Source organism: Streptomyces spinosisporus (genome assembly GCF_022698145.1).
In the GTDB taxonomy this organism is placed as follows: domain Bacteria; phylum Actinomycetota; class Actinomycetes; order Streptomycetales; family Streptomycetaceae; genus Streptomyces; species Streptomyces spinosisporus.
The window spans coordinates 337163-362869 of sequence record NZ_JALDAX010000009.1 but is presented as its reverse complement, the minus strand read 5'-3'; the positions used below and the strand labels follow the sequence as shown (position 1 = coordinate 362869).

General features: G+C 72.8%; 11 protein-coding genes. 2 read left to right on the top strand and 9 right to left on the bottom strand.

Going from position 1 to position 25707, the window contains the following annotated elements; translation table 11 throughout:
* Nucleotides 1-37 precede the first annotated feature (37 nt).
* Both MQN93_RS24690 and MQN93_RS24685 read left to right on the top strand, forming a co-directional pair.
* Complete coding sequence (locus tag MQN93_RS24690; RefSeq protein ID WP_242711308.1) at nt 38-991, top strand: methionyl-tRNA formyltransferase; 954 nt, start codon at nt 38-40, stop codon at nt 989-991.
* A gap of 66 nt (nt 992-1057) precedes the next feature.
* Nucleotides 1058-2071: an iron-siderophore ABC transporter substrate-binding protein gene (locus MQN93_RS24685; protein WP_242711307.1), complete on the top strand. Its 1014-nt coding sequence runs from the start codon at nt 1058-1060 to the stop codon at nt 2069-2071.
* Between the two features lie 75 nt (nt 2072-2146).
* On the opposite strand, the gene MQN93_RS24680 is transcribed toward MQN93_RS24685, so the two are convergent.
* From MQN93_RS24680 to MQN93_RS24640, 9 genes are read right to left on the bottom strand one after another with little or no spacing between them, the layout of a single operon-like run.
* The gene (locus MQN93_RS24680; RefSeq protein WP_242711306.1) at nt 2147-5608 is read right to left on the bottom strand and encodes a non-ribosomal peptide synthetase; all 3462 of its coding nucleotides are present in this window, start codon (nt 5606-5608) and stop codon (nt 2147-2149) included.
* Nucleotides 5609-5625: 17 nt separating this feature from the next.
* Nucleotides 5626-13596, bottom strand: coding sequence for a non-ribosomal peptide synthetase (locus tag MQN93_RS24675; protein ID WP_242711305.1), 7971 nt, complete (start codon nt 13594-13596; stop codon nt 5626-5628).
* On the bottom strand, nt 13593-18161 hold the full coding sequence (locus MQN93_RS24670) for a non-ribosomal peptide synthetase (protein ID WP_242711304.1): 4569 nt from the start codon (nt 18159-18161) through the stop codon (nt 13593-13595). The genes MQN93_RS24675 and MQN93_RS24670 overlap by 4 nt, the downstream gene beginning before the upstream one ends.
* A gap of 39 nt (nt 18162-18200) precedes the next feature.
* Entirely contained in the window at nt 18201-21464 is a 3264-nt protein-coding gene (locus MQN93_RS24665; protein ID WP_242711303.1) for a condensation domain-containing protein, read from the bottom strand.
* On the bottom strand, nt 21464-21682 hold the full coding sequence (locus tag MQN93_RS24660) for an MbtH family protein (protein ID WP_016433567.1): 219 nt from the start codon (nt 21680-21682) through the stop codon (nt 21464-21466). Before MQN93_RS24660 ends, MQN93_RS24665 begins: the two co-directional genes overlap by 1 nt.
* Before the next feature lie 3 nt (nt 21683-21685).
* On the bottom strand, nt 21686-22144 hold the full coding sequence (gene panD, locus MQN93_RS24655; protein ID WP_016433568.1) for an aspartate 1-decarboxylase: 459 nt from the start codon (nt 22142-22144) through the stop codon (nt 21686-21688).
* A 43-nt stretch (nt 22145-22187) separates the two neighbouring features.
* Nucleotides 22188-22991: an alpha/beta fold hydrolase gene (locus tag MQN93_RS24650; protein ID WP_242711302.1), complete on the bottom strand. Its 804-nt coding sequence runs from the start codon at nt 22989-22991 to the stop codon at nt 22188-22190.
* A 13-nt stretch (nt 22992-23004) separates the two neighbouring features.
* Nucleotides 23005-24297, bottom strand: coding sequence for an enterobactin transporter EntS (gene entS / locus MQN93_RS24645; protein ID WP_242711301.1), 1293 nt, complete (start codon nt 24295-24297; stop codon nt 23005-23007).
* An 8-nt stretch (nt 24298-24305) separates the two neighbouring features.
* Nucleotides 24306-25598, bottom strand: a complete 1293-nt coding sequence (locus MQN93_RS24640) for a salicylate synthase (RefSeq protein WP_242711300.1) — start codon at nt 25596-25598, stop codon at nt 24306-24308.
* Nucleotides 25599-25707: the final 109 nt, after the last annotated feature.

Sequence of the window (25707 nt, the reverse complement as noted above, 5' to 3'; positions counted from 1 at the left end):
CTAACCTTGCAATGGAGTCGTTGGACGGGAGAACCGCATGCGCGTCGCCATGTTCGGCTACCAGACCTGGGGCCACCGCACTCTCCAGGCCTTGCTGGACTCCGACCACGAGGTGGTCCTCGTGGTCACCCACCCCAAGAGCGACCATGCCTACGAGAAGATCTGGGGCGACGACGTCGCCGAACTCGCCGAGAAGCACGACGTCCCCGTCCTCCTGCGCAACCGCCCCGACGACCCCGAACTGCAGGCCGCACTGCGCGACGCCCGGCCGGACATCCTCGTGGCCAACAACTGGCGCACCTGGCTGCCCCCGGAGATCTACGACCTGCCCCCGCACGGCACCCTCAACGTGCATGACTCGCTGCTGCCGGCCTACGCCGGCTTCTCGCCCATCATCTGGGCCCTGATCAACGGGGAGGAGCGGGTCGGCGTCACCGCGCACCGCATGAACGGCGAACTCGACGCCGGCGACATCCTGATGCAGCGCTCGGTGGTGGTCGGCCCCAAGGACACGGCGACCGACCTCTTCCACCGCACGGTCGACCTGATCGCCCCCATCGTGCGCGAGTCGCTCGACCTGATCGCCTCCGGCCGGGACGCCGGACAGTGGCAGCCCCAGGACCGCAGGCGGGCAAGCTTCTTCCACAAGCGCTCCCTTGAGGACAGCCGGATCGACTGGACCTGGCCGGCCGAGCGCCTCGAGCGGCTCGTGCGGGCCCAGTCCGACCCGTATCCGAACGCGTACGCCTTCCACCGCGGCGAACGGGTCAGGATCGTCTCGGCCGCCGTCTCGGAGGGCTTCTACGGCGGCACACCGGGCCGGATCTTCATCCCCGAGGGCGACGGCGTGGTGATCGTCGCGGGACCCGACGCCCACACCGGGCGCGGCCACGGACTCCTGGTGCGGCGTGTGCGCACCGAGGACGGCACGGAGCTGGCCGCCAAGGACTACTTCCGCACAATGGGCGGCTATCTCACCTCCCGCCCCTGAACCTCCCCGACCGCCCCGTACCGACCGCTCACTGACGGCCCATCAAGAAGGAGGACCGGACCACCCATGTCGAGAACGCTGCGCACCACACTCCTCAGCCTCACCCTGATCGCCGGGCTGGCCGCCTGCGGCTCGGTCAAGGACGACGACGGCGACTCCGCCACGGACGCGGCGAAGGCGGAGAGCTCCTCCGCGTTCCCGGTCACCATCAAGCACAAGTTCGGCGACACGAAGATCTCCGCGGCGCCCAAGCGGGTCGTCGTCATCGGCAACGGCGGCACCGACGACGTCGACGCGCTCTACGCCCTCGGCGTCACGCCGGTCGCCGTCTCCAAGGACTCCTTCGCCTCCGACGGCGTCTACCCGTGGCTCAAGGACAGGATCGACACCAAGAAGACCAAGCTCCTCGACACCGTCAACGGCGTCGACTACGAGCAGGTGGCCGCGCTGCAGCCCGATCTGATCCTCGCCACCTCGGACTTCACGCTCGACAAGGACTACAAGAAGCTGTCCGCGGTGGCCCCGACCATCGGCTTCGCCACGGCCTGGGGACAGCAGACCTGGCAGCAGCATGTGCAGGTGGTCGGCAAGGCCGTCGGCAAGGAGCGGCAGGCCGAGCAGGTCATCAAGGACACCGAGGCCGACATCGACAAGGTGAGGGCGAACCATCCGAAGATGGCGGGCAAGACCTACAGCCTGTCCATCGGCAACACCCCGGCCAAGATCTTCACCATCGCCTCCGAGAGCGACTTCGCCGCCAAACTGATGGGCGAGCTGGGGCTGGGGCTCACGCCGTCGGTCAAGAACATCAAGACGGTCAGCGGCAGTCCGACGGGTGAGCTGTCCTTCGAGCAGCTCGACAAGCTCGACGCGGACCTGGTGATCATCGCCTTCACCACGAAGGATTTGCAGAAGGCGTTCGAGTCCAGCGCGCTGGTGAAGAACATGTCCGCGGTGAAGAAGGGCGACTACCTCGTCACGGACGTGGAGACGGTCAGCCAGCTCAGGAGCCCCTCCGTGCTGGGCATCCCGTGGGCACTGGACAACCTCGAACCCGGCTTCGCCAAGCTCGACAAGTAGCCGCACGGCAAGAGCAGTTGTACGGCCGAAGGGCGGGACGCACGCTGCGTTCCGCCCCTCCGCCGTTCCGCTCGGTCACCCCTCCCGGAGTGCCGAGTCGACCTCCGCCGCCGACATCCCCTCGATCTCCAGGTGGATCGCGGCGATCTGTTCGAGCCGTCCGGGTGTCTCCTCCTCGGCGGACAGCCGCTTGGCCATGCCGCCCGCGGTGAGGGTGGCGAACAGGGCGCGCACCGACACCTCGGAGGTGTCCAGGGCCTCGCGCAGCCGGCTCACGATCGCGGTGGCGAGCACCGAGTCGCCGCCCAGGGCGAAGAAGCCGTCGTCGAGTCCGACGCGCTCGACGCCCAGCACCTCCGCCCAGATCCGGGCGACCACCGACTCCAGGGCGGTGCCGGGCGCCCGGTGGTCCAACTCCTCGTCGGTCTCCCACAGTTGCTGTACGGCCCGGCGGTCGAGCTTGCCGTTGGAGGTGAGCGGCAGCTCGCGCGTCACGGTGATCCGGGTCGGGACCATGTGCGGGGGCAGGACGCCGCGGGCCCACTCCCGCAGCTCGTCCTCGGCCACGCCCTCGGCGGCCACCGCCGCCGCCAGCTGGACGCCCTGTCCGTGCGTCAGCCCCGCGAGGGCCCGGCGCACCTTCGGATGCCCGGCGAGCGCCGCCTCCACCTCGCCGAGTTCGATGCGGAACCCGCGCAGCTTCACCTGGTGGTCGCGGCGCCCCAGGAACTCCAGGGTGCCGTCGGGCCAGTAGCGGGCGAGGTCGCCGGTGCGGTACCAGCGCAGCCCGTCCCGCTCCACGAACTTCTCGGCCGTATGCCCGGGATCGCGCCGGTAGCCGAGCGCCACCCCGTCGCCGCCGATCCACAGTTCGCCCGGCACCCAGTCCGGGCAGTCCCGGCCGTGGGCGTCCGCGACACGGCAGCGTACATTGCGCAGCGGTGTGCCGTAGGGCACCGCCCGCCAGTGCGCGGGCACCTGAGCGTCCGTCACCTCGCAGACGGTGGAGTGGATCGCGGTCTCGGTCGTGCCGCCCAGTCCGACGAACCGGCACCCCGGCGCCCGCTCGGCGAGCCGCCCGGGCAGGTCGGTGCCGACCCAGTCGCCGCCGAGCAACACGGTGCGCAGCCCTTGGAGTTGGCCGGGTCCGGTGGTGAGCAGCAGCATGTCGAGCAGCGGGGGTGCGCAGTTGAGGACGGTGACGCGGTGGGCGCGTACCAGCTCGGCCCACTGCCCGGCCTCGCGCCGGTCGGCCTCGTCCACCAGGACGACGCCGCCACCGGCGCCGAGCAGCCCGAAGACGTCGTAGACGGACAGGTCGAAGTCCAGCGCGGACACGGCGAGGCAGCGGTCCGAAGGGCCCACCGCGAAGCGCTCGTTGAGGTCGTCGACGGTGTTCACGGCGGCCCGGTGCGGCACTTCGACGCCCTTGGGCTCGCCGGTGGACCCGGAGGTGAACAGCACATAGGCCGGCTGTTCCTCGTCCACGGTCACGGGCGCGGGAAGGGCGTCCGCGAGGACCGCCTCGGCGACCGGCAGTGTGTCCGGGTCGTCGAGCGGACGCCCGTCGGTCAGGGTGAGGCGGAAGCCGGCGGTGGCCCGGATGCGGTCACGGCGGGCGGCGGGCTGCTCGACGCCGAGCGGCACGTACGCCGCTCCCGCCGCCAGCACGCCGAGGGCCGCGGCGATCTGGTCGGGGCCCTTGGGGAGGCTGACGGCGACGGTGTCGCCGGGGCGGGTGCCGCGCTCGGCCAGAGCGGCCGCGATACGCAGCGCCCGGTCGGCCAACTCGCCGTACGACAGGGCGCCTTCACCGCCCCACAGCAGGGCCGGTGCCTCGGGCCGCTCGGCCGCCCGCGCGAAGAAGCCCTGGTGCAGCAGGCGGTGGCTGCGGGGGCCGTCGGTGGCGTTCACGGTGGCGCGCACCGCGCTCTGCTCGGCGGGCAGCAGGGCGGGGAGCGGCTGCTCCCAGGCCGTGTCATCGGTGCCGAGCAGGGTCACCAGGCCGTGGAAGGCGGCGAACATCGCGTCGACCATGCCCTCGGGGAAGGCGTCCTCACGGACGTCCCAGTTGACGAGCAGCCCGCCGTCGACCTCGGTCACCTGGGCGTCCAGCAACACCTGCGGGCCCTGGGAGATGATCCACACCGGCTTGCCGAACGACCGTGTCACGCCCGCGTCGAACAGCTCCCCCAGGTTGAGGGCGCTGGTGAACACGACCGGGGCGAGGACCTGCTCGCCGTGATGGCGCGAGAGGTCGCGCAGCACTTCCACGCCGGAGTAGTCGGCGTGTGCGGCGTCGGTGTGCATACGGTCCTGCAGCCGCCGCGCGTGCTCCGTGAACGACGCCTGCTCGGTGAGGTCGACGTCGAGCAGGACCGAGCTGGTGAAGTCGCCGACCAGCAGGTCCACATCGGGGTGCGAGCCCCTGCGGTCGAACATCGGCACGTTCAGCAGGAAGCGCGGCTGTCCGCTCCAGGCGGCCAGCACCTCGGAGAACGCGGTCGCCACGGCCATCGCCGGGGTGAGCCCGTGCTGGTGCGCCCGGGCCGTCAGGCGCTGCTTCTCGGTGGGCGGCAGCCAGTGGTGGCGCCGGGTCACCCGGGTCGGGTCGGCACGCTCCGCCTCGGGGACGAGCGGGAGTTCGGGGGCGCTGGGCAGCTCGGTCACCCGGCGGCGCCACCACTCCTGCGACTGCTCCCTGCTCAGCCGCCGTACATCGGCACGCTCCGCGAGGTAGTCGGGGTAGCTGGTGCGGATGGGAGGCAGGGGCGCCTCGGGGTCCTGGTACAGGGCGGCCAGGTCCGAGAGCAGCACCCGGTAGCTGAGGGCGTCGGCGGCGAGCATGTCGACGTCGACATGCAGCCGGGTCCGGTCGCCCGGCAGCAGCGAGAGCTGGACGGAGAACACCTCACCGGCCGCGACGTCCAGGCGGGCGTGCGAGGAGGAGTGCCGGATGTCCTCCAGCTCGGCCGCCGCCGTCTCCTCGTCCAGTTCGCGCAGGTCGTGCAACACCGTTGCGGGGCGGGCGAGTTCGGGCAGGATCTGCTGGCGGCCGTCGTCGGTGAAGCGGGCGCGCAGCATCGCGTGCCGGGCCGCCAGGGCCCGTACGGCCGCGTCGAGCCGGTCGGGCGCCACACCCGAGCCGTCGAACTCGACGTAGAGATGGGCGGCGACGGAGCCCAGCGTGGTGTCCTCGCCGCGGCCTATCCAGTAGGCGTGCTGCATGACGGCGAGCGGGAAGGGCTCCTCGGGCGTCACCGACACCGGGACGGGCGCGGGGCCCGTGGGCTTGGGTGCCGGGACGTGCGCGGCCAGCAGCTCGCGCCATGCGCTCAGGGTCGGCTCCTTGGCCAGCTCGGCGAAGGAGACCTTGACTCCCTGCTTGCGCCAGCCGCCGGCGATCTTCATCAGGGTGATCGAGTCCAGGCCCCAGGAGATGAGGCTGTCGTCCTCACCCGGTGGGGCGTCCTGCGCGGGCAGCGCGTCGGTGACCGCGCGGAGCAACTCGTCCGGGGTCGGGGGGTGGTGCGTCACCGGTTCCTCCGCTGGGGTCAGAAGGTGTCGTTCTCGAAGTCGTCGAAGTCGTCGCTGTCGAGGTCGTCGTGCTCGAGGTCGTCGTTCTCGAAGTCGTCGATGTCGTCCTGGGCCAGCTCGACCAGGGGCAGGTCGGACGGGGTGAGTCCGCCCGCCGGTGCGGCCTCGGCGTGCCGGGCGAGTCCGCGCAGGGCCCGTTCCCACAGCGCCAGCAGCCGTCCGGACTCGTCCGGGTCGAGGAAGGCGTCGGGCCAGGCGGCGGAGATGTGCAGCCGTGCGCCGGCGCCCGTCTCGACGGTGACCGCGTTGATCTCAAGCGCGAACGGCACGGGCCGGTCCCCGCTCGGCGGTATGCGCAGCATCGGGGCCTCGGGGGCGAGTTCCCAGGGCTGCCCGGACTGCCCGGTCTGCCCGCCCGCGTCGGCCGCCGTGAACCGGCCGAGGTAGTTGAAGACGACCTGCGGTTGCGGGAGTTGTTCCAGGGCCGGTGCGGTGTCGGGGTTGAGGTGGCGCAGCAGGCCGTACCCGAGTCCGTGGTCGGGTACGGCGCGCAGTTGCTCCTTGACGCGCTTCAGCGCGACGCCCGCTGCCGCACCGCCGTCCAGCGCGTCGTCGAGGTCCAGCGGGCCGGGGTCGACGGCCACCGGGTGGAACGTGGTGAACCATCCGACGGTCGCCGACAGGTCCACGCCGTCCGCGATGCTCTCCTCGCGGCCGTGGCCCTCCACTCCGACGAGGAGCGAGCGGTTCGTGAGGTCGCCGTGTTCCTCGCGCCGGGCCGCAGCCGCCAGCGCCAGGGTGGTCAGCAGCAGGTCGGGGACGCCGGCGCGGTATGCGGCGGGGACCGTCGTCAGCAGTGGGTCGGTGACGTCGGCGGGCAGGACGAGGGTGTGTTCCCGAAGCGTCCGCGCCGTGTCGCGGTCCGGATCGGGGGAACGGTCCAGCAGGGGCCGTGCGCCGGTCAACGCCTCGGTCCACCAGGGCAGTTCGCGCACCCGGGCCGGCTTGCGGGCCTCCTCGGCGAGCAGCCTACTCCAGGTGCGGAACGAGGTGCCCCGGGGCGACGGGCTCCGGCCCGCCCAGACCTCCGCGAGGTCGGCGCAGACGATCCGCCAGGACACACCGTCCACGACGAGGTGATGCGCGACCAGCAGCAGACGGCCCGTGGCCGTGTTCGCCGACTCGGAGTCCTCCGGCTCGAAGTCCCCCGGCTCGAAGTCCTCCGGCTCGAACCAGACGGCCTCCAGCATGTGGCCGGCGTACGGGTCGAGACGGTCGGCAGCGGCGGCGAGGTGCTGTTCCAGGTCGGCGCCGGTCAGGCCGGTCACTCGGGTGACGCGTACCTCCGCTTCTTCCGGCACCAGCAGCCGGGCCTGCTCCGTGAGCCGGGCGCGCAGCATGTCGTGCCGGTTCACGACGGTCCGCAGTACGGAGGTGAGCCTGTCGTGGGTGAGTCCGGGCGGGGTGACCAGCAGGACCGCCTGGGCGAGGCCGTCGTAGGAACCGCCCGGGCCTGCGGCCCAGTGCATGACGGGGGTGAGGTCCAGTTCGCCCAAGGGGTCGTCGGCCGGGGCGGGTGCGGTGCGTTCGGGGTAGTCCGCCGCCGCGGCGAGGCCCGCCGGGGTGGGTGTCTGGAAGATTTGGCGCGGGCTGATGGCGAGGCCCGCCTTGCGGGCCAGGGTGACGAGCCGGATGGAGACGATGCTGTCGCCGCCGAGTGCGAAGAAGTTGGCGTCCACGTCGACGGCGGTCAGTCCGAGCACGGTCGCGAAGAGTTCGGTCAGCTGCCGCTCGCGTGCGTTCGCGGGCTCCCGCGTCGCCGCCGTGGCCGTGCTCTCGGGGGCGGGCAGGCTCGTGCGGTCGACCTTGCCCGAGGGCAGCAGCGGGAAGGCGTCCAGGACGGTGAGCGTGCGGGGCACCATGTGCTCGGGGAGCCGCTCCTGCAGCCAACCGCGCAGGTCGGCGAGCAGCTGCGGGTCGCGCGCGGCCAGGCAGTACCCGGCCAGTTGCCTGACTCCCGGGGCGTCCTCCCTGAGGACGACGACCGCGCGCCGCACGCCCGGGTGCTGTTCGAGGACGGCTTCGATCTCCTCCAGCTCGACCCGCATACCGCGGATCTTGATCTGGTTGTCGGCGCGGCCCAGGAACTCCAGGGTGCCGTCGCGCTGCCAGCGCACCAGGTCGCCGGTGCGGTAGAGCCGTTCGCCGGGTGGGCCGAAGGGGTCGGCCACCCAGTGGTCGGCGGTGCGGCGGGGGTCGTTCACATAGCCGCGGCCGAGATAGACCCCGCCCGCGTACAGCTCACCGGGCACACCGATCGGGGTGGGCCGCAGACGTTCGTCGAGGACGTACAGCCGTGTGTTGCCGTTGGGGCGGCCGATGGAGACGGCGCTGCGGATCGCGCCGGTGCGGTAGACGACATGGCTGACGCCGATGGTGGCCTCGGCGGGCCCGTAGCCGTGGTACATCACCGCCGGGCTCGCCGCCCGGAAGCGGGCGAACAGCTCGGGGGTGAGGACCTCGCCGCCGCACCACACGTGTTTGAGCGACCGTGCCCGGTGCGCGAATCCGTCCTGTTCCAGCAGCAGATCGAGCATCGAGGAGACCAGGTAGGTGAAGGTCACCCGGTGCCGTTCGACGGTGTCCAGCAAATAGTCGACGTCCCGTTCGCCGCCGGGCTCCGAGATCACCACGCGGCCGCCGTTGACCAGCGGCAGGAAGATCTCGTTGATGGAGATGTCGAATCCGAGCGGCGCCTTGAACAGGGCGGCGTCGGACGGGCCGAAGCCGAGCAGGCCGCGCTGCCACAGCAGCCGGTGCGTGATCGCCCGGTGCCGGATCATCGCGCCCTTGGGCACGCCGGTGGAGCCGGAGGTGTGGATGACGTAGGCGAGTGATTCGGGGTCGACGGCGATGCCCGGGTCGGCGGCGTCCGGCACGGGCCCGCTCAGGTCGACCTCGACGACCGGCGGGCCCTCGATCGCGTCGCCCGAACTCCCCAGTACGGCGGTCAGGTCGGCGCTGCGACACACCTCGGCGATCCGGCGGGCGGGCCAGGAGGGTTCCAGCGGCACGAAGGCGCCGCCCGCCTTGAGGATCGCGAGGAGTCCGACGACCATCTCGACGGAGCGTTCGAGATGGACGCCGACACGGCGTTCGGGGCCGACGCCGAGTGAAGTGAGCCGCGCGGCAAGGGCGTTGGCGCGGGCGTTGAGTTCGGCGTACGTCAGCGACGGGCCGTCCTCGGTGCCGTACTCGACGGCGGTGAGGTCCGGTGTGCGGGCGGCCTGTTCCTCGACCAGCGCGGTGAGCGTGGCGGCGGGCATGGGGTGCGCGGTGTCGTTCCATTCCCCGAGGAGCAGCGACCGCTCGCGCGGGAGGAGCACGTCGGCCGTGCCCACGGGCCGGTCCGGCTCGCTGGCGAGTTCGCCGACGAGCCGGACGAAGCGTTCCGTCATGTCCTGTGCGGTGCCCAGGTCGTAGAGGTCGCGGCTGTAGACCAGCGATCCCTCGATCCCCTCGGCCTCCGCCCGCTCGAACAGGTGGAAGGCCAGGTCGGTCTTGGCGGTGTAGAGGTCGACACGCAGCTCGCGCAGGGTCAGGCCCGCGAACTCCCTTGTGTCGTCCGGGGCTTGCTGGTGGGCGAGCATCACCTGGAACAGCGGGTGGCGGCCCATGGAGCGGGTGGGTGCGAGCGCGTCCACCAACTGCTCGAAGGGCAGGTCCTGGTGGGCGTACGCGTCCACGTCGGCCTCACGCACCCGGGCCAGCAGCGTACGGAACGTGGGGTTACCGGAGATGTCCGTGCGCAGCACCAGGGTGTTGACGAAGAGGCCCACGAGGTCGTCGAGGGCGGTGTCCCCGCGTCCGGCGACGGGTGAGCCCAGCGGGATGTCGTCGCCCGCGCCCAGCCGGCCGAGCAGAACGGCGAGCGCCGCCTGCAGCGCCATGAACGTGGTGCCGCCGGTCTCCGCGGCGAGCCGGCGCAGCAGCGCGTGGACCTCGGCGTCGAGCGTGAAGTCGACGGCACCGGCCCGGTGTCCGGCGACGGCGGGCCGGGGCCGGTCGACGGGCAGCTGGAGTTCCTCGGGCAGACCGGCCAACGCCTGTTGCCAGTAGGCCAGTTGATCGTCGGTCTCGGTGCGCTGCTGCCAGAGCGTGTAGTCGGCGTACTGCACGGGCAGGGGCGGCCAATTCGGGGCGGCGCCGGCCAGGCGGGCGGTGTAGGCGGTCTCCAGGTCGGTCAGCAGCGGCTGCTCCGACCAGCCGTCGGTGGCGATGTGGTGGACGAGCAGCAGCAGGACGTGCTCGTCGGGCGCGAGGGAGAACAGCGTCGCGCGTACGGGGATCTCGGCGTCCAGCGCGAAGCAGTATCCGGCCGCGTCCCGCATCAGGTCGTCCAGCTCTTCCGCATCGGCGGGCACGACGGCGAAGGGGACGGTCACGTCCTGGGGTGGCAGGACGGCCTGCCGGGGGGTGCCGTCGTCGTCGGGGAAGACCGTGCGCAGGGACTCGTGGCGCGCCACGACGTCGTTCAGGGCGGCCCGTAGAGCCTCGGCGTCGAGCCGTCCGGTGAGGTGGAGGGCCGTGTGGATGTTGTAGGTGGGGCTCGGGCCCTCCAGCCGGTACATGAACCACAGCCTGGCCTGGGCGGAGGACAGCGGGATCGTCCCTGGCCGTTCGCGCGGCCGCAGTTCGGACCGCGGGTCGGACGGCGCGTTCAGGAGCGGTGCGAGCGCGGCCGGGGTCGGGGTGTCGAAGACGGCTCGCAGCGGTACGACGATGCCGAGTTCGGCCCGGATGCGGGCGACCAGGCGGGTGGCCAGCACCGAGTGGCCGCCGAGGGCGAAGAACTCGTCATGGATGCCGACGGCGGGCAGGCCCAGCAGGTCGGCGAAGAGCGCGCAGAGCGTGGCCTCCGCCTCGGTGCGGGGCGCGGTCGCGGTGGTGAGGTCGGAGAGGTCTGGGGCGGGCAGGGCGGCGCGGTCCAGTTTGCCGTTGGGGGTCAGCGGCAGGGCGTCCAGGACCACCACGGCGTAGGGCAGCAGATGGTCGGGCAGTGTGGCCGTGAGGTCCTGCCGGACCTGGAGGGGCTGGAGACGGGCGCCCGGCTGCGGGACGACGTAGGCGACCAGTTGCGCCTCTTCGGGCCGGACGGTCACCGCGGCCTGGGACACGCCGGGCAGGGCCGCGGCGGCGGCCTCCGTCTCGCCCGGCTCCACCCGGAAGCCGCGGATCTTGATCTGGTCGTCGGTCCTGCCGAGGAACTCCAGCGCGCCCCGCGCCGTCCAGCGCACCAGGTCCCCGGTGCGGTAGAGGCGGGCGCCGGGCGGGCCGTACGGGTCCGCGACGAAGCGGGACGCGGTCAGCCCCGGCCGGTGGAGGTAGCCGCGGGCGAGTTGGGTGCCGCCCAGGTACAGCTCGCCGGGCACTCCGGCCGGCACCGGCCGCAGCGAGCCGTCCAGGACGAGGGTGCGGGTGTTCCACACCGGGCGGCCGATCGGTACGGAACCCGCCGCGGACCGCGTGCCCTCGGCGCACGGCCAGGCGGTGACGTCGACGGCCGCCTCGGTGGGGCCGTAGAGGTTGTGGAGTTCGGTGCCGTCGAGGACTCGGGTGCAGCGTTCGGCGAGTTCGGCGGGCAGGGCCTCGCCGCTGCACACCACCCGGCGCAGGACGCCCCTGACGTGCTCGGCCGCGGGGTCGTCGAGGAAGACGCGCAGCATGGAGGGCACGAAGTGGGCGGTGGTGACGCCCTGTTCGCGGATCAGCTCGGCGAGATGGCCGGGGTCGCGGTGGCCGCCCGGCCGGGCGAGGACGAGGGCCGCTCCGGTGATCAGGGGCCAGAAGAACTCCCACACGGAGACGTCGAAGCTCGCCGGGGTCTTCTGCAGCACCCGGTCACCGGGCTCCAGTCCGTACGTGTCCCGCATCCACAGCAGCCGGTTGACGATGGCGGCGTGCGAGACGACGGCGCCCTTGGGGCGGCCGGTGGAGCCCGACGTGTAGATGACGTAGGCGGGGTGGTCGGGGCGCAGGGGCCGCAGGCGTTCCGGGTCGGTGAGCTGGGCCGCGTCGGCGGCGGCGAGCCGCTCCGTCACGGCGGGGTCGTCGAGCAGCAGCTCGGGGGCCCCGTGTGCGGGCAGGGTGTCGCGGGTCGTCACCACGAGTGCGGGAGCGGAGTCCTCGATCATGAACGCCAGCCGTTCGGCCGGGTATCCGGTGTCCAGCGGCAGGTAGGCGCCGCCTGCCTTGAGCACGGCGAGCAGGGCCACCACCAGGTCGGGGCCGCGGTCCAGGGCCACGCCCACGAGGCCCTCGGGGCCCACTCCGTGTGCGATCAGCAGCCGGGCGAGGCGGTTGGCGCGGGCGTGCAGTTCGGCGTGGTCGAGGACGGTCGACTCGGCGATGAGCGCGAGTGCGTCGGGGGTGCGCGTCGGTTGCCGGTCCAGCAGCTCGGTGAGGGTCGTGACCGGCACGGGGTGCGCGGTGGCGTTCCACTCCTCCAGGACGACGCACTGTTCCGTGTCGGTCATCAACGGCAGCCGGGACAGGGCGAGTTCGGGACCGGTGAGGGCCGCGCCGAGCAGGGTCTCCAGGTGCCGGAGCAGTCGGTCGACGGTGTCCGGGGTGAAGAGTTCGCTGCGGTAGGTGGCCTCGATGCGCAGGTGTCCGCCGGTGAGGAAGGCCTCCAGGGAGAGGTCGAACTGCGTGGTGTCGTTGTGGACGGTCTCCCATTCGGCCGTCACGCCCGGCAGCCGGGGCCCCTCGAGGCCCTGGGTGAGGAAGAGCAGCATGACGTCGAAGTAGACGGAGCGGCCCGGCTGCCGTTCCGGGCGCAGCTCCTCCACCAGCCGGTCGAAGGGCATGTCCTGGTGGGCGTAGGCGTCGGTGCACAACTGCTTGACCCGCTCGACGAGTTCACCGAACGCGGGGTCGCCGTCGAGGTCGGCGCGCAGGGCGAGGGTGTTGCCGAAGTTGCCGACCAGTTTCTCCAGGCCGGGCAGGTCTCGGCTCATCACGGCCGACCCGACGGGGATGTCCGTCGCGCCCGTGACGCGGTGCAGGAGGGCGGACAGGCCGGCGAGCAGGACCATGAACGGCGTGGCACCGGTGTTGCGTGCGAAGGCGGTGAGCCGTTCGGTGACGTCCGGCGCGAAGGTGTGGAAGCGCCGGTCGCCTCGTGCGGTGGGCCGGGCGCTGCGCGGGGCGTCGGTGGGCAGGGCGAGCGGACGGGGCGGCGGGACCAGGGCCGCGCGCCAGTGGTCGAGATGCCCGGCGAGCCGCTCGCCGGTCCAGGTTCCGCGCTGCCAGCGCGCGAAGTCGGCGTACTGCAGGGGCAGCGGTTCGAGGCCGGCGGGTGTGCTTGTGGTGGCCGCCCGGTACAGCGCGCTCAGATCGCGGGAGAGGGCGTTGAACGTGCCGCCGTCCCAGGCGATGTGATGCACGGTCAGGACGAGGGTGTGGTCCTGGTCGGAGCGGCGGATCAGCAGGGCCCGGAGCGGGTGGTCGGCGGTCAGGTCGAACGCCGTCGCGGATTCGCGGCGGGCCAACTCGACTGCCTGGCGCTCCTGTTCGGCCTCGGACAGCTCCCCGAGGTCGATCGTGCCGAAGTGCACCTGCGCGGCTGGGTCGACGACCTGCTCCGGCACTCCGTCGTCCGTGGCCGGGTAGCGGGTGCGTAGGACTTCGTGCCGGTCGACGAGACCCTGGAGGGCCGTGCGCAGCGCCGCCGAGTCCAGTGGGCCGCGCAGCCGGATGGCCAGGCAGACGTTGTAGGCGGGGCTGTCCGGGTCGAGTTGCTGGAGCAGCCACATGCGTGACTGGGCGTACGACAGCGGGAGCCGCCCGGCGTCGGCGGGCCGCGGGGGTATGTGCTCGGATCGGGCCGCGGTGTCCGCCAGGCCCGCGGTCTCCAGCCTGCGGCGCAGCAGTTCACGCTTGCGGGCCGCGAGGTCGGCGGGGGCTCCGGCGTGGGTCTGCGTCACTGGTCTTCGCCTTTCAGGAGCGGTTCGGGTCGGTCTTCGCCTTTCAGGAGCGGTTCGAGTCGGTCTTCGCCTTGCAGGAGCTGTTCGAGACAGGCCGTCCAGAGCCCGGCGAGGTCCTGGATCTCGGCCTCCGTGAAGAGGCGTTCGGGCCACTGCCAGCAGACGCTGAGCTCCTCGCCGGTGATCACCGCGTCGACGACCAGCGGATACGGCGCGGGCATCGCGGGGTCGGCGCCGCTGCCCATGGCGCCGGTCTCGGGTGCGCTGGTGAATACCGCCGAGTCCGCGCGCTCGCCGATGGTCATGCGGCCCAGGTAGTTGAACTCGATCTGCGGTTCGGGCAGTTCGGCCAGGCGGCGGGCCGTGTCCGGGTTCAGATGGCGCAGGAGTCCGTGACCGATGCCCTTGTCGGGCAGTGCGGCGAGCTGTTCACCGATGCCGCGGGTCCGGTCCGTGCCGGTTCGTGCGCCGGGGTCGAGGCGGACCGGGAAGACGGTGGTGAACCAGCCGAGGGTGCCGGACAGGTCGGCGTCGGGCAGGAGTTGCTCCTCGCGGCCGTGGCCCTCCAGGGCGATCAGCAGCGAGGTGTCGCCGTCGGGCGCCGGTCGGCCGAGAGCACGGCGCCACTCGGCGACGGCGAGCGCGAGTGCGGTCAGCAGGTGGTCCTGGACGGAGGTCCTGCCGAGCGGGCCGGTGACGTCGGGTCCGAGGGTGGTCCACTGGCGTCGTACGGTCGCCCTGGTGTCGCGGGCGGGGTCCAGCGGGGCGGCGCCGAGCGTCGGCTCGGGTCGGTCCAACATCCGGGTCCACAGCGCGAGTTCGTCGCCGCGGCGCATGGCCTCCCGTTGCAGCGCCTCGGCCCACTCCTTGAAGGAGGTGCCGGGCGCGGTGAGGGGCTCGCCCTCCCAGGCGGCGGCCAGGTCGGCCACCAGGACGCCCCAGGACGCGGCGTCGGTCACCAGATGATGCAGGACGACCAGCAGCCGCCCCTCCCGGTCCGCTCCGGCGTCGAACCACAGGAACCGTGCCACCGCCCCGCTCGCCGGGTCGAGTTCGGCCACCAACTCGTCGAAGGCCTCGGGCACGAGTGTGCCGACGGCCGTGTGGTCCAGCCGTTCGGCGTCGACGCGCCGGACACAGTCGGCGGCGTCGACCGTGCCCACCTCCGCGGCGTGCAGGCGCCAGGTCCCGTCGTCGGTCTGCGCGAACGACGAGCGGAGCAGATCGTGGCGGTCCACGACCGCCTGGACGATGCGGTGCAGGCCGTCGAGGTCCAGGCCGGGCGGGGTCCTGAGGAACCGGGCCTGGCTGAGCCCGCGGAAGGGGCCGCCCTGTTCGGTGAGCCACGCGAGCATCGGGGTGAGCGGGATGTCGCCGGTGCCGGCTCCCGGGCCGGCCGTGGGACGGCGGGCGGTGCCGTGGCCCACCAGGGTGGCGAGTCCCGCGACCGTGGGCTGCTCGAAGACGTCCCTCGGCGAGATGGCGAGCCCGTCCGCCCGGGCCCGGCCGACCAGCCGCATGGACACGATGCTGTCGCCGCCGAGCGCGAAGAAACTGTCGTGCACGCCGACCGTGTCCAGGCCGAGGACGTCGGCGAACAGCGCGGCCAGCCGCTCCTCGGTGGCGTTGCGCGGGGGCTGCGCGGCGGGACCGGCGGACCGGGGGGGCGCGGGCAGGGCGGCGGTGTCGAGCTTGCCGTTGAGGGTGAGCGGGAAACCGTCGACCGGGACGAACGCGGACGGCACCATGTAGTCGGGCAGTACGGCGGCGGCATCCCTGCGCAGCACCTCGGCGATGTCCGCGGGCGTGGGCGCGCTGACGACGACGTAGGCGACCAGTCGGCGCACGCCGGGGCTGTCCTCCCGTACGACGACCGCGGCCCGTTCGACGCGTTCGTTCGCCAGCAGGACGGCCTCGATCTCGCCGGGTTCGATCCGGTAACCCCTGATCTTGACCTGGTCGTCGATCCGGCCCAGGCACTCCACCAGGCCGTCCTCGGTCCAGCGGGCGATGTCTCCGGTGCGGTACATACGGGCCCCGGGCAGGGCGCTGAAGGGGTCGGCGACGAACCGGCCGGCGGTGGCGCCCGGGCGGCCGAGGTAGCCGCGGGCCAGGCCCTCGCCCGCGATGTACAACTCGCCGTCGACGCCGACCGGTACGGGATTGAGGTGCCCGTCCAGGACGTAGAGGGTGCCGCCCGCCACGGGCCGGCCGATCGCGGGCCGCTCGCTCAGGGCGAGATCGCAGTCCGCCGAGTCGACGGTGCATTCGGTGGGGCCGTAGAGGTTGTGCACGGTGAGCGCGTCGGTCTCGCGCAGGGTGCGCCACAGGTCGGGCGGTACGGCCTCGCCGCCCACGCCCAGCACCTTGAGCTCGGCGCGCCAGTCGCCGCCCCGGGCGACCAGTTCGCCGAGCAGGGAGGGGGACAGCTCGATGAACTCGACGGCGTGCTCGGCGAGGAAGGCGCGCAGGGCGTCGGGGTCGCGGCGCACGTCCTCGGGCACCAGGTGCAGTTCGTGCCCGGCGAACATCCACAGCATGGGCTGCCAGGACGCGTCGAAGGCGGTCGGCCAGGCGTGTCCCACGCGCAGCGGGCGACCGCCGACGGCCTGCGAGGCGGGGGTGTGCAGGGCCGCGTTGTGGGCGGCGAAGAGGTTGGTGATGGCGCGCTGCGGGACCACGACGGCCTTGGGGCGGCCGGTGGAGCCCGAGGTGTAGATGACGTAGGCGGGGTGTTCGGGCAGCAGCGGGCCGAGCCGGTCGGTGTCCGTCAGGTCGGTGTCGTCCTGGTCCGCCAGACGCTGAAGGACTCCGGGGTCGTCGAGCCGGACGCCCGGCACCCCCGCCGCCGCGTCGTCGGTGCCGGGCGCGGTGTCGGCCGTCGCCAGCAGCGCGACCGGGCGTGCGTCGGCGAGCATTCCGGCGATCCGCTCTCCCGGCCAGGCCGGGTCCAGCGGCAGATAGGCGGCGCCCGCCTTCATCACGGCCAGGAGGGCGGTGACGGTGTCCGGGGTCGGCGGCAGCGCGAGGGCGACGATGCGTTCCGGGCCCGCGCCCGACTCGACCAGCAGCCGGGCCAGTCGGTTGGCGCGGCGGTTCAGTTCGGCGAAGGTCAGCCGCTCCCCCGCTCCGGCCACCGCTACCGCGTCCGGGGTCCGTGCGGCCTGTGCCTCCAGGACCTCCGGCAGGGTGGCGTACGGCGCGCTGGTTCGCTCCCCGACGCCCGTCGCGAGCAGCGCGGAGCGCTCCTCGGGCGCGAGGACGTCCAGGGCGGCCAGCGGGGCGTCGGGGGTGGCCAGGAGTGCGTGGACGAGCCGTTCGAAGCGAGCGGCCAGCCGCTCCGCGCCGGGGCGATCGTAGGAGTCCGGCCTGAACTCGAAGACGAAACCGAGGCGTTGCTCGGCGAGCACCGCGAGGGTGAGCGGGTAGTGGGTGGCGCCGGAGCCCTGGACGCCGAGGATGCGCAGCCCGGCGACGGCCTCGGCCTCGGCGACCGCGTCGCGGTCGATCGGGTAGTTCTCGAAGACGACGAGGGTGTCGAAGAGGTCGCCCGTTCCGGCGAGTCGCTGGATCTCGGTCAGGCCCAGGTGCTGATGCTCCATCAGCCGCGCCTGCTCGTCCTGGAGTCGGCGCAGGAAGGCGCCCGCGGGCTCGGCGGCCGGCACCGCCACCCGTACCGGCACGGTGTTGATGAACAGTCCGATCATGGACTCGACACCGGCCAGATCGGCGGGCCTGCCCGCCACCGTGGCGCCGAAGACCACGTCGTCGCGGCCGGTCAGCCGGGCCAGCAGCAGTGCCCACAGGCCCTGTACGACGGTGTTGACGGTGATGCCCCGGCTCCTGGCCAACTCCTGCACCTGGCCGGTGAGTTCTTCGGACAGGCGCAGGGTGTGCAGCTCGGGCACCACCGGCAGGAGACCGGCGGTCGCGGGCGCCAGCAGGGTCGGCGCCGCTCCGGCCAGCGCCCGGCGCCAGGCCTGTGCGGATGCTTCCTGGTCCCGGGAGGCCAGCCAGGCCAGGAAGTCCCGGTAGGGACGTACGGCGGGCAGCGGTGCGCAGCGGCCGGGATCGAGCCGGGCGGCGTAGAGCTGGAGGAGTTCACGGACCAGGAGCGGGATCGACCAGCCGTCGAGCAGGAGATGGTGGTTGGTGAGGATCAGCAGCCAGCGGTCCGGGCCGCGCGCGACGAGGGTGAGGCGCAGCAGCGGCGGCTCGGTGAGGTCGAAGCGTGCGGCGGCGTCGGCGGCCGCCAGGCGGGCCACGTCATCGTCCGACGCCGCCCCGGTCTCCTTCCAGTCGACGGTGATCTGCTTGAGGACCACCTGCACCGGTTCGTCCAGGTCCTCGTGGAGAAAGGCGCTGCGGAGGTTCGCGTGCCGGGCGAAGAGCTCCTCGGCGGCCGTCCGCAACAGCCCAGGGCTGAGCGGTCCCTCGATCTCCACCAGGGACTGCATGGTGTAGACGTCCTGGGCGCCGTCGTCGAACAGGGCGTGGAACAGCAGACCCTGCTGCAACGGGGAGAGCGGCAGGACGTCCTCGACCAGGGAACCGTCGTCGCTCATCGGGTCCTCCACCTCGCCTTCATCGGGTCCTCCGCGCCTTCATCGGGCCCTCCACCTCGCCTTGACGTTGTCGAGCTGTGCCGCGCTGAGCGACACCAGGGGTGCCGCACTCGCGGTGAACTCCTCGTGGGGTGACGGGGGTTCGTCGGGTACGGCTGCCGCGAGTCCCGCCGGGGTGCGACGGGTGAACACGTCCCGGGGCGAGAGCCCGAGCCCCGCTCTGCGGGCCCGGTCGGCCAGCCGTACGGAGACGATGCTGTCGCCGCCGAGTTCGAAGAAGTCGTCGTGCACGCCGACCTGTTCGAGCCCGAGCACCTCCGCGAACAGCCCGCACAGCACCTTCTCCCGCTCAGTGCGCGGTGGTTCGAAGCCGACGGCCTCCGTGAAGTCGGGGGCGGGCAGGGCGCGGCGGTCCAGCTTGCCGCTGGGCGTGAGTGGCAGGGCGTCGACCAGGACGACGGCGGACGGTACGAGGTGGGCGGGGAGCTTGTCCGCCAACGCCCGGCGCAGGGCCAGGGGTTCGGGTGGCGCTGCTCCCTCTTCCGGTACGGCGTACGCCACCAGGCGCGCGGGGCCGGGGCCGTCCCGCCTGGCCACGACCGCGGCTCGGCGCACGCCCGGCAGAGTGCGGGCGGCCGCCTCGATCTCGCCGGGCTCCACCCGGAATCCCCTGATCTTGACCTGGTCGTCGGCCCGGCCGCGGAACTCCACGGTGCCGTCGGCGCGCAGGGCCGCCAGGTCGCCGGTGCGGTACAGGCGGCTGCCGGGCGGGCCGTAGGGGTCTGCGACGAAGCGTTCGGCGGTGCGGGCCGGTTGGCCGAGGTAGCCGCGGGCAAGTCCGTCTCCGGCGAGATACAGCTCGCCCGTCGCGCCGACGGGTGCGGGCCGCAGGAACGGGTCCAGCACCCGCACCCGTGTTTTGGCGATGGGCCTGCCCAGCGGGACGGTCTTCCTGTCGCCGTCGTCGCGCTTCCCATCGCCGTCGTCGCGCTTCCCGCCGCCGTCGTCGCGCTTCCCGCCGCCGGCGTAGCGCTCCCCCGCGCCGTCTCCGTCGTAGCGGTGCATCAGGCTGTCGCCCGCGGCCTCGGAGCAGCCGTACAGATTGACCAGGTCGGCCCCGGGCCAGTTGCGGGTGATCGCCCCGGCGAGGTCCGCGGTGAGTGGTTCGCCGCTGGAGATCCAGGTACGGACGGTGCCGAAGGAGTGCGGCGGGGACGATTCGAGGAGGGTGGAGTAGAGGCTGGGGACCGCGGTGAGCACGGTGGCCCCTCGTGTGTCGGCGAGCGCCGCGAGGGCGGACGGGTCCGACGCGGTCTCGTCGTCGGCGAGGACCAGGGTGTCGCCGGTGACCAGTGCGCCGAGGAGTTCGGTCAGGCCGTCGATGAAGCTGACCGGGCTCTTGGCCAGGCGCACACCCGCTGCCCCGTCGTCCTGGAGTTCCCGGCCCCAGACCAACCGGTTGGCGAGTGCCCGCTGGGTGCCGAGCACGGCCTTCGGGCGGCCGGTGGAGCCGGAGGTGAAGATGACGTAGCCGAGGTTCTCGGGTGACAGCGGCGGGCGCGCCGCGCGCGGGTCGGCCGACGCGTCGGGCGGACACACCGACTCCGGGGTGATGCCGAACCGCCGGGCCGTGTCCGGCTCGCAGATCACCAGCTCGGGCGTGGCGTCGCCGAGCATGAGGGCGATCCGCTCGGCGGGGTAGGCCGGGTCGACGGGCATACAGGCGGCGCCCGCCTTCAGCACCGCCAGCAGGGCGGTCACCAGGTCGGGGCTCCTGGACAGGGCGACGGCCACCACGGACTCGGGCCCGGCTCCGCGGGCGGTCAGCGCGGCGGCCAACCGGGCGGCGCGCAGGTCGAGTTCGGCGTAGGTGAGGGTGGTGTCGCCATGCAGGACGGCCGGTGCCCCGGGCGTGCGGGCGGCCTGTTCCTCGAAGAGGGCGCGCACCGCCGGGTGGGACAGGGGGCGGTCGGTGTCCTGCTCGTGCGGTGCCGGCGCGGACAGCCGGGCCACGGGCCGGTCCGGGTGGTGCGTGAAGTCGTCGATCAGCGTGCGGAGTTGCTCCGCGACGCGCACCACGGCCGCATGGTCCAGGACGTCCGGCCGGTGGCTGAAGGTCAGGGTGAGGCCGGTGCCGGGCAGGGCGGTGAGGGTCAGCGGGTAGTGCGTGGCGTCCCGTACGGAGACGTCCGTCATCCGCAGTCCGTCGAGGGCGCCGGCGATGCCGTCGTCGTCGATGGGGTAGCTCTCGAAGACCAGCAGGGTGTCGAAGAGCACCGGGTGCCCCGCGGCGCGCTGGATGTCGGCGAGGCCGAGGTACTGGTGGTCCAGGAGGGCGGACTGCTCGGACTGGATGCGGACGAGCAGGTCGACGAGCGGTTCCGCGGGCCTCAACTGCACGCGGACCGGCAGGGTGTTGATGAAGAGGCCCACCATCGACTCGATGCCGGGGACGTTCGCGTCACGGCCGGAGACGGTGGCGCCGACGACGACGTCCGTACGGCCGGTGAGCCTGCCGAGGAGCACCGCCCACAGTCCCTGCAGCACCGTGCTGGCGGTCAGTCCGTGCGCGCGGGCGGTGGCGGTCAGGGCCGCCGCCTCCCGCTCGGACAGCTCCACCACCAGCCGCTCGGGCGGTCCGGCCGGCCGCTCGCGGGCCTCCGGCGCGATCAGTGACGGCTCGTCAAGTCCCGTGAGCGCGACCTTCCATGCCCGCCGTGCGGCCTCGTGGTCCTGGCGGTTCAGCCAGGCGAGATAGTCGCGGTAGGGCCGCACCCTTGGCAGGGCGGTGGCGTCACCGCCCGATGTGTAGAGCTGGAACAGCTCGCGCACGAGGACGGGGGCGGACCAGCCGTCCCAGAGCAGATGGTGCGAGGAGAGCACCAGCCGGTGGTCCCGCTCGCCGTACGCCACGAGCCGGAAGCGCAGCAGCGGCGGGCGGGCCAGGTCGAAGCGCCGGTCGCGGTCCTCGGCGAGGAGCCGGTCGAGGGCCGCGGCGCGCTCCCGCTCCGGCAGTCCGGTGAGGTCGGTCGTCTCCCAGGGGGTGCGGACCGCGCTCCTGACCACCTGGACCGGGCGCCCGGAGCGCTGGGTGCGGAAGGCGGCGCGCAGGTTGGCGTGCCGGGCGAGCAGGGCGCCGGCCGCGGTGCGCATCCGGTCGGGGTCCAGCGGGCCGTCGAGGCGGAGGGTGAGCTGCCCGGTGTAGACGTCGGGGGCGTGGTCGTCGTAGAGCGCGTGGAAGACCATGCCCTCCTGCATGGGCGACAGGGGCAGGACGTCCTCGACGCGCGGCCGGGCCGGCATCAGGCCCCGGCCCGGCGCATGGCCTCGGCCAGGCTGCGCGGGCGCATGTCCGTCCAGTGCCGCTCGATGTGGTCGAGGCAGGCGGCCCGGGTGTCGGGCCCGTGCACGCTGGTCCAGCCGGCCGGCACGGGGGCGAAGTCGGGCCACAGGGAGTACTGGCCCTCGTCGTTGACCAGGACGCGGAAGACGCCGGACTCGTCGTCGAAGGGGTTGGCCATGGCTCAGTTCCTCTCCTGGCGCGGATGGGGGACGGATCCGGAGAGCTGGTCGGGCGCTCCGGGGACGGGCTCGGCCGGGTCGGCGCCGAGTGCGACGATCCGGTTGGCCTTGTCGACGTGGACGACGCGGGGGCTGTGGGCGGCCCGTTCGGAGTCGTCGAGCGCGGCGAACGACATGATGATCACGAGGTGTCCGGGCAGGACGAGATGGGCGGCCGCGCCGTTGACGCCGATGACGCCGCTGCCGCGTTCGCCGGTGATGGCGTAGGTCTGCAGCCGGGCGCCGTTGTCGATGTCGACCACCTGGACCAGCTCGCCCTCGACGATGTCGGCGGCCTCCATGAGGTCCTGGTCGATCGTCAGCGATCCCACGTAGTGCAGATCGGCCTGGGTGACGGTGGCTCGGTGGATCTTGCCGTTGAGCAGGGTGCGCTGCACCGGTACCCCCTGGGTCGGAGACATGGGCGAGCAGATACTTAGGCGAGGCTAACCTAATTTAGAATCGTCAGGTACGGAAGAACTCCAGGAGCACACGGTTCACTTCGTCCGGTCGCTCCAGGTAGCCGTAATGGCCGCAGTCCTTGATCTCGTGGTAGACGGCGTGCGGGACGGCCGCGGCGACCTCGCGGCCGAGGTGCGGCGGCAGTACGACGTCGTCGGCGAAGCCGATCACCAGACAGGGTCTGCTGATGGCGCGGTAGGCCGCGAGCCGTCCGTCGGGGACGACCAGGTCCAGCTGGGCGCGCACGCCGGGGCCCGCCGGTTCCGGTGCGAACTCGAAAAGTTCCAGCCAGTCCTGGACCTGCTGTTCGTCGTCCAGGGTGGCCGGAGACAGGTTCTGCACGGCCCGCACCCAGGCCGCGTAGGCGGGCGGCAGCGTCAACCCGCTGTCGTACAGGGCGCGTTCACCCCTGCCGAGCGCGGCGCGCAGTGCGTCCGTACGGCCGCGGGTGGCCATTAGGACGCCCTGCCGCACCAGTTCGGGCCGGGCGAGCATCAGCTCCTGGACGACGTAGGCGCCCATGGAGACGCCGACGAAGCGGCACGGTCCGAGGCCGAGGTGTTCGGCGAGGGCCGCGGTGTCGGCCACCAGGTCGTCGATGGTGAATCCGCCGCCGCACTCCTCGCTCGGCGGGATGCCCCGGTTGTCGAAGGTGACGACGCGGTGGCCGGCCTCCACCAGCGCCGGTACCTGGTGCAGGTGCCAGGCCCGGCCGCTCGCGCCCTGGCCCATCACCAGGACGACCGGATCGCCGTCGCCCTGATCCTCGTAGTGCAGCCGGATTCCGTTGACGTTCGCGGTCGGCACGGGCCCCTCCCGGTCAGTCGGCCGCCGTGGACGGCGCCTCGGCGGTCGCGGGCTGGACCTCGGTCGCGGGCGGCCCGTGCAGGGTCGCCCTGCGCAGGCCCGGCACCGCCAGCGCGACGGTCGCCACCCCCGCGAGGCAGACCAGCCCGCCGACGGCCGCGGCACCGGCCGACGAGCCCAACGCCCGTGCCACCAGGCCGGCTTCGAGGTTGCCAACGGAGGGGCCGGCCGTCGCCTGGGCGAGCCAGAGGCTGCCGACCCGGCCCTGCAGACGGTCCGGTGTGTAGTGCTGGAGCAGGGCGCGGCGCAGGATCTCGGAGGCGGTGTCGCCGAGGCCCGCGAGCGCCAGGAAGACCAGCGCCGTGCCGAGGTTGGGGCTGAGGCCGAAGCAGGTGATCGCCACGCCCCACACCACGACGGCCCCGATCAGCGCCCGTCCGGTGTGGTGCACCCGGCCGGTCCAGCCGCTGGCGAGCGCCCCGCAGAACGAGCCGACCGCGGGCGCGGTGTAGAGCAGGCCGACGGTGGACGGGCCGCCGCCGAAGTGCTCGGTGCCCAGCTCGGGGAAGAGGGCGTACGGCATCGCGAAGACCACCGCGCAGACGTCGATCAGCAGCAGCCCGGCGACGACCTGGTTGCCGCGCAGGAAGCGCAGCCCCTCCGCCATCGCCTTCAGCGGGTGCTGCTCCTGCGCGGCGCCCTCGGGCGGCATCCCGGGCAGCGGGGCGAGCAGGGCGAGGCCTACGACGTAGATGGCCGCGTCGATCGCGAAGCACCAGGCGATGCCGGGCCCGGCGGCGATCACACCGGCCAGCGACGGGCCCACCATGCCGCCCAGTTGGGCGGTGAGGGTGGTGAGCGCCCCCGCGGCGGCCAGCTGGCCCGGCGGCACCAGGCTCGGGGTGGCGGCCATCATCGCCGGGCCGCCGAGCCCGCTGACGCCGCCCGCCAGCACGGCCGCGACGTAGACGAACCACACGTGCGGGTCCGGCAGCGCCGCGTTGACCGCGAGCCCGGTGATCACCACGGCGGTGACGGCCCGGGTGACGAGCACGACGCGCCGCCGGTCGGCCCGGTCGGCGAGCAGTCCGCCCACCACCAGACCGACGAGCAGCGACATGCCCAGCACCAGGCTCATCAGGCCGACCTGGACCGACGAACCGGTCAGGTCGTAGATCTGCAGACTCGCCGCGACCGAGGTGAGATGGGTGCCGAGCATGGAGATCGCCTGCGTGGCGAAGACCAGCCGGAAATCTTTGCTCGACCGCAGCGGAGCGACGTCGACGACCACTTCTCCCAGACGCACCCGCGCCCCTAACCGTGAAGGGACGGCGCGGCCAGCGGTGCCGGCTGCGCGGGGACGACGTACGGGGCGACGCTGCGCAGCTTCTCGCAGGTCTCCTCCAGCTCACGCTCCGGCGTGGACCCGGGCAGGATGCCGGCACCGGCCCGCAGCCAGGTACGGCCGTCCTGCTCGAACACACTGCGCAGCACCAGGGCCGCGTCGAGGTCCCCGTCGCAGCCCGCGGTCAGGACCGCGCCGCTGTAGATGCCGCGAGGGCCCTGCTCGAGGCGGCTGATGCAGTCGTAGGCCGGTTTCTTGGGGATGCCGGAGGCGGTGACCGCCGGGAAGACCGCGCGCAGGACGTCCCAGGCGGTGGCGTCCGGGGCGAGCAGGCCGTGCACGCTGGAGCCCAGGTGCTGGACGCTGCCGCGCTGGCGCACGCTCAGCAGGTCGCGCACCGACACCGTGCCGGGACGGCACACGGTGGCCATCTCCTCCTCCGCGAGCTTCACGGACAGCACATGCTCGGAGATCTCCTTGGGGTCCGAGAGGAGTTCGGCGCGCAGCCGCTCGTCCTCGGCTCCGCCCAGACCCCTGGCCCGGGTTCCGGCGAGCGGCTGGGTGACGACCTCGCCGTCCGCGCTCACCTCGGCGACCGTCTCGGGGCTGAATCCGGCGACCCGGCGGCCGCCCAGGTGCAACAGGAAGGAACGGGCGGGGGTGTTGTGCGAGCGCCCGTGCACATAGGTGGCGACGAAGTCGACGGGGAAGGGAATCGGGACGGAACGCGAGAGGATGACCTTCTGCAGTTCGGTGGTGCGGATCTCCTCGATGGCCTCGGCCACCATGCCCGGATAACTGCCGGCCCGGTCCGCGACCTCGATCGGACGGGGCTCCACCGTACGGCCGGTGACGGGTTCGGACAGCAGCGCGAGCAGCGCGTCGAGCGTCTCCTGGTCCGTGCTGCGCACCGACGCACCCGACGGACGGAACCTCACTTCGCTGTCGGGCACGACGAGATGGAGCAGGTCGGCGTCGCCCGCCCGGTCGGGCCGGCCGGCGTGCAGATGGGAGAACTCGAAGGCCATCCAGCCGTACGCCCGCCAGCCCTCGACGCCCATGTCCGCCAGTGCCTGCCGGACCTGGCCGAGGGGGTGCGTGCCGATCGGGGTCGTGGTCTGCGCGGAGAGCCATCTGCGGCGGATGCCCGAGCGACTGACGACGACCTCGCCGAGCGCGCCCCCGGCGAAGCAGAAGTCGCCCTCTCGTTCGTAGACCACGTACTGCTCGAACAGACCCGACTCGGCGAGTCTCGCGGTCAACAGGAGGGGATCTCCCCGCAGTTCCGTCTCCGCGGTCCGGTAACGCAGCAACGAGCTACCTCCCTGGACTTAGGTTACCCTAACCTAATTAGCCATGACCTTAACTCCC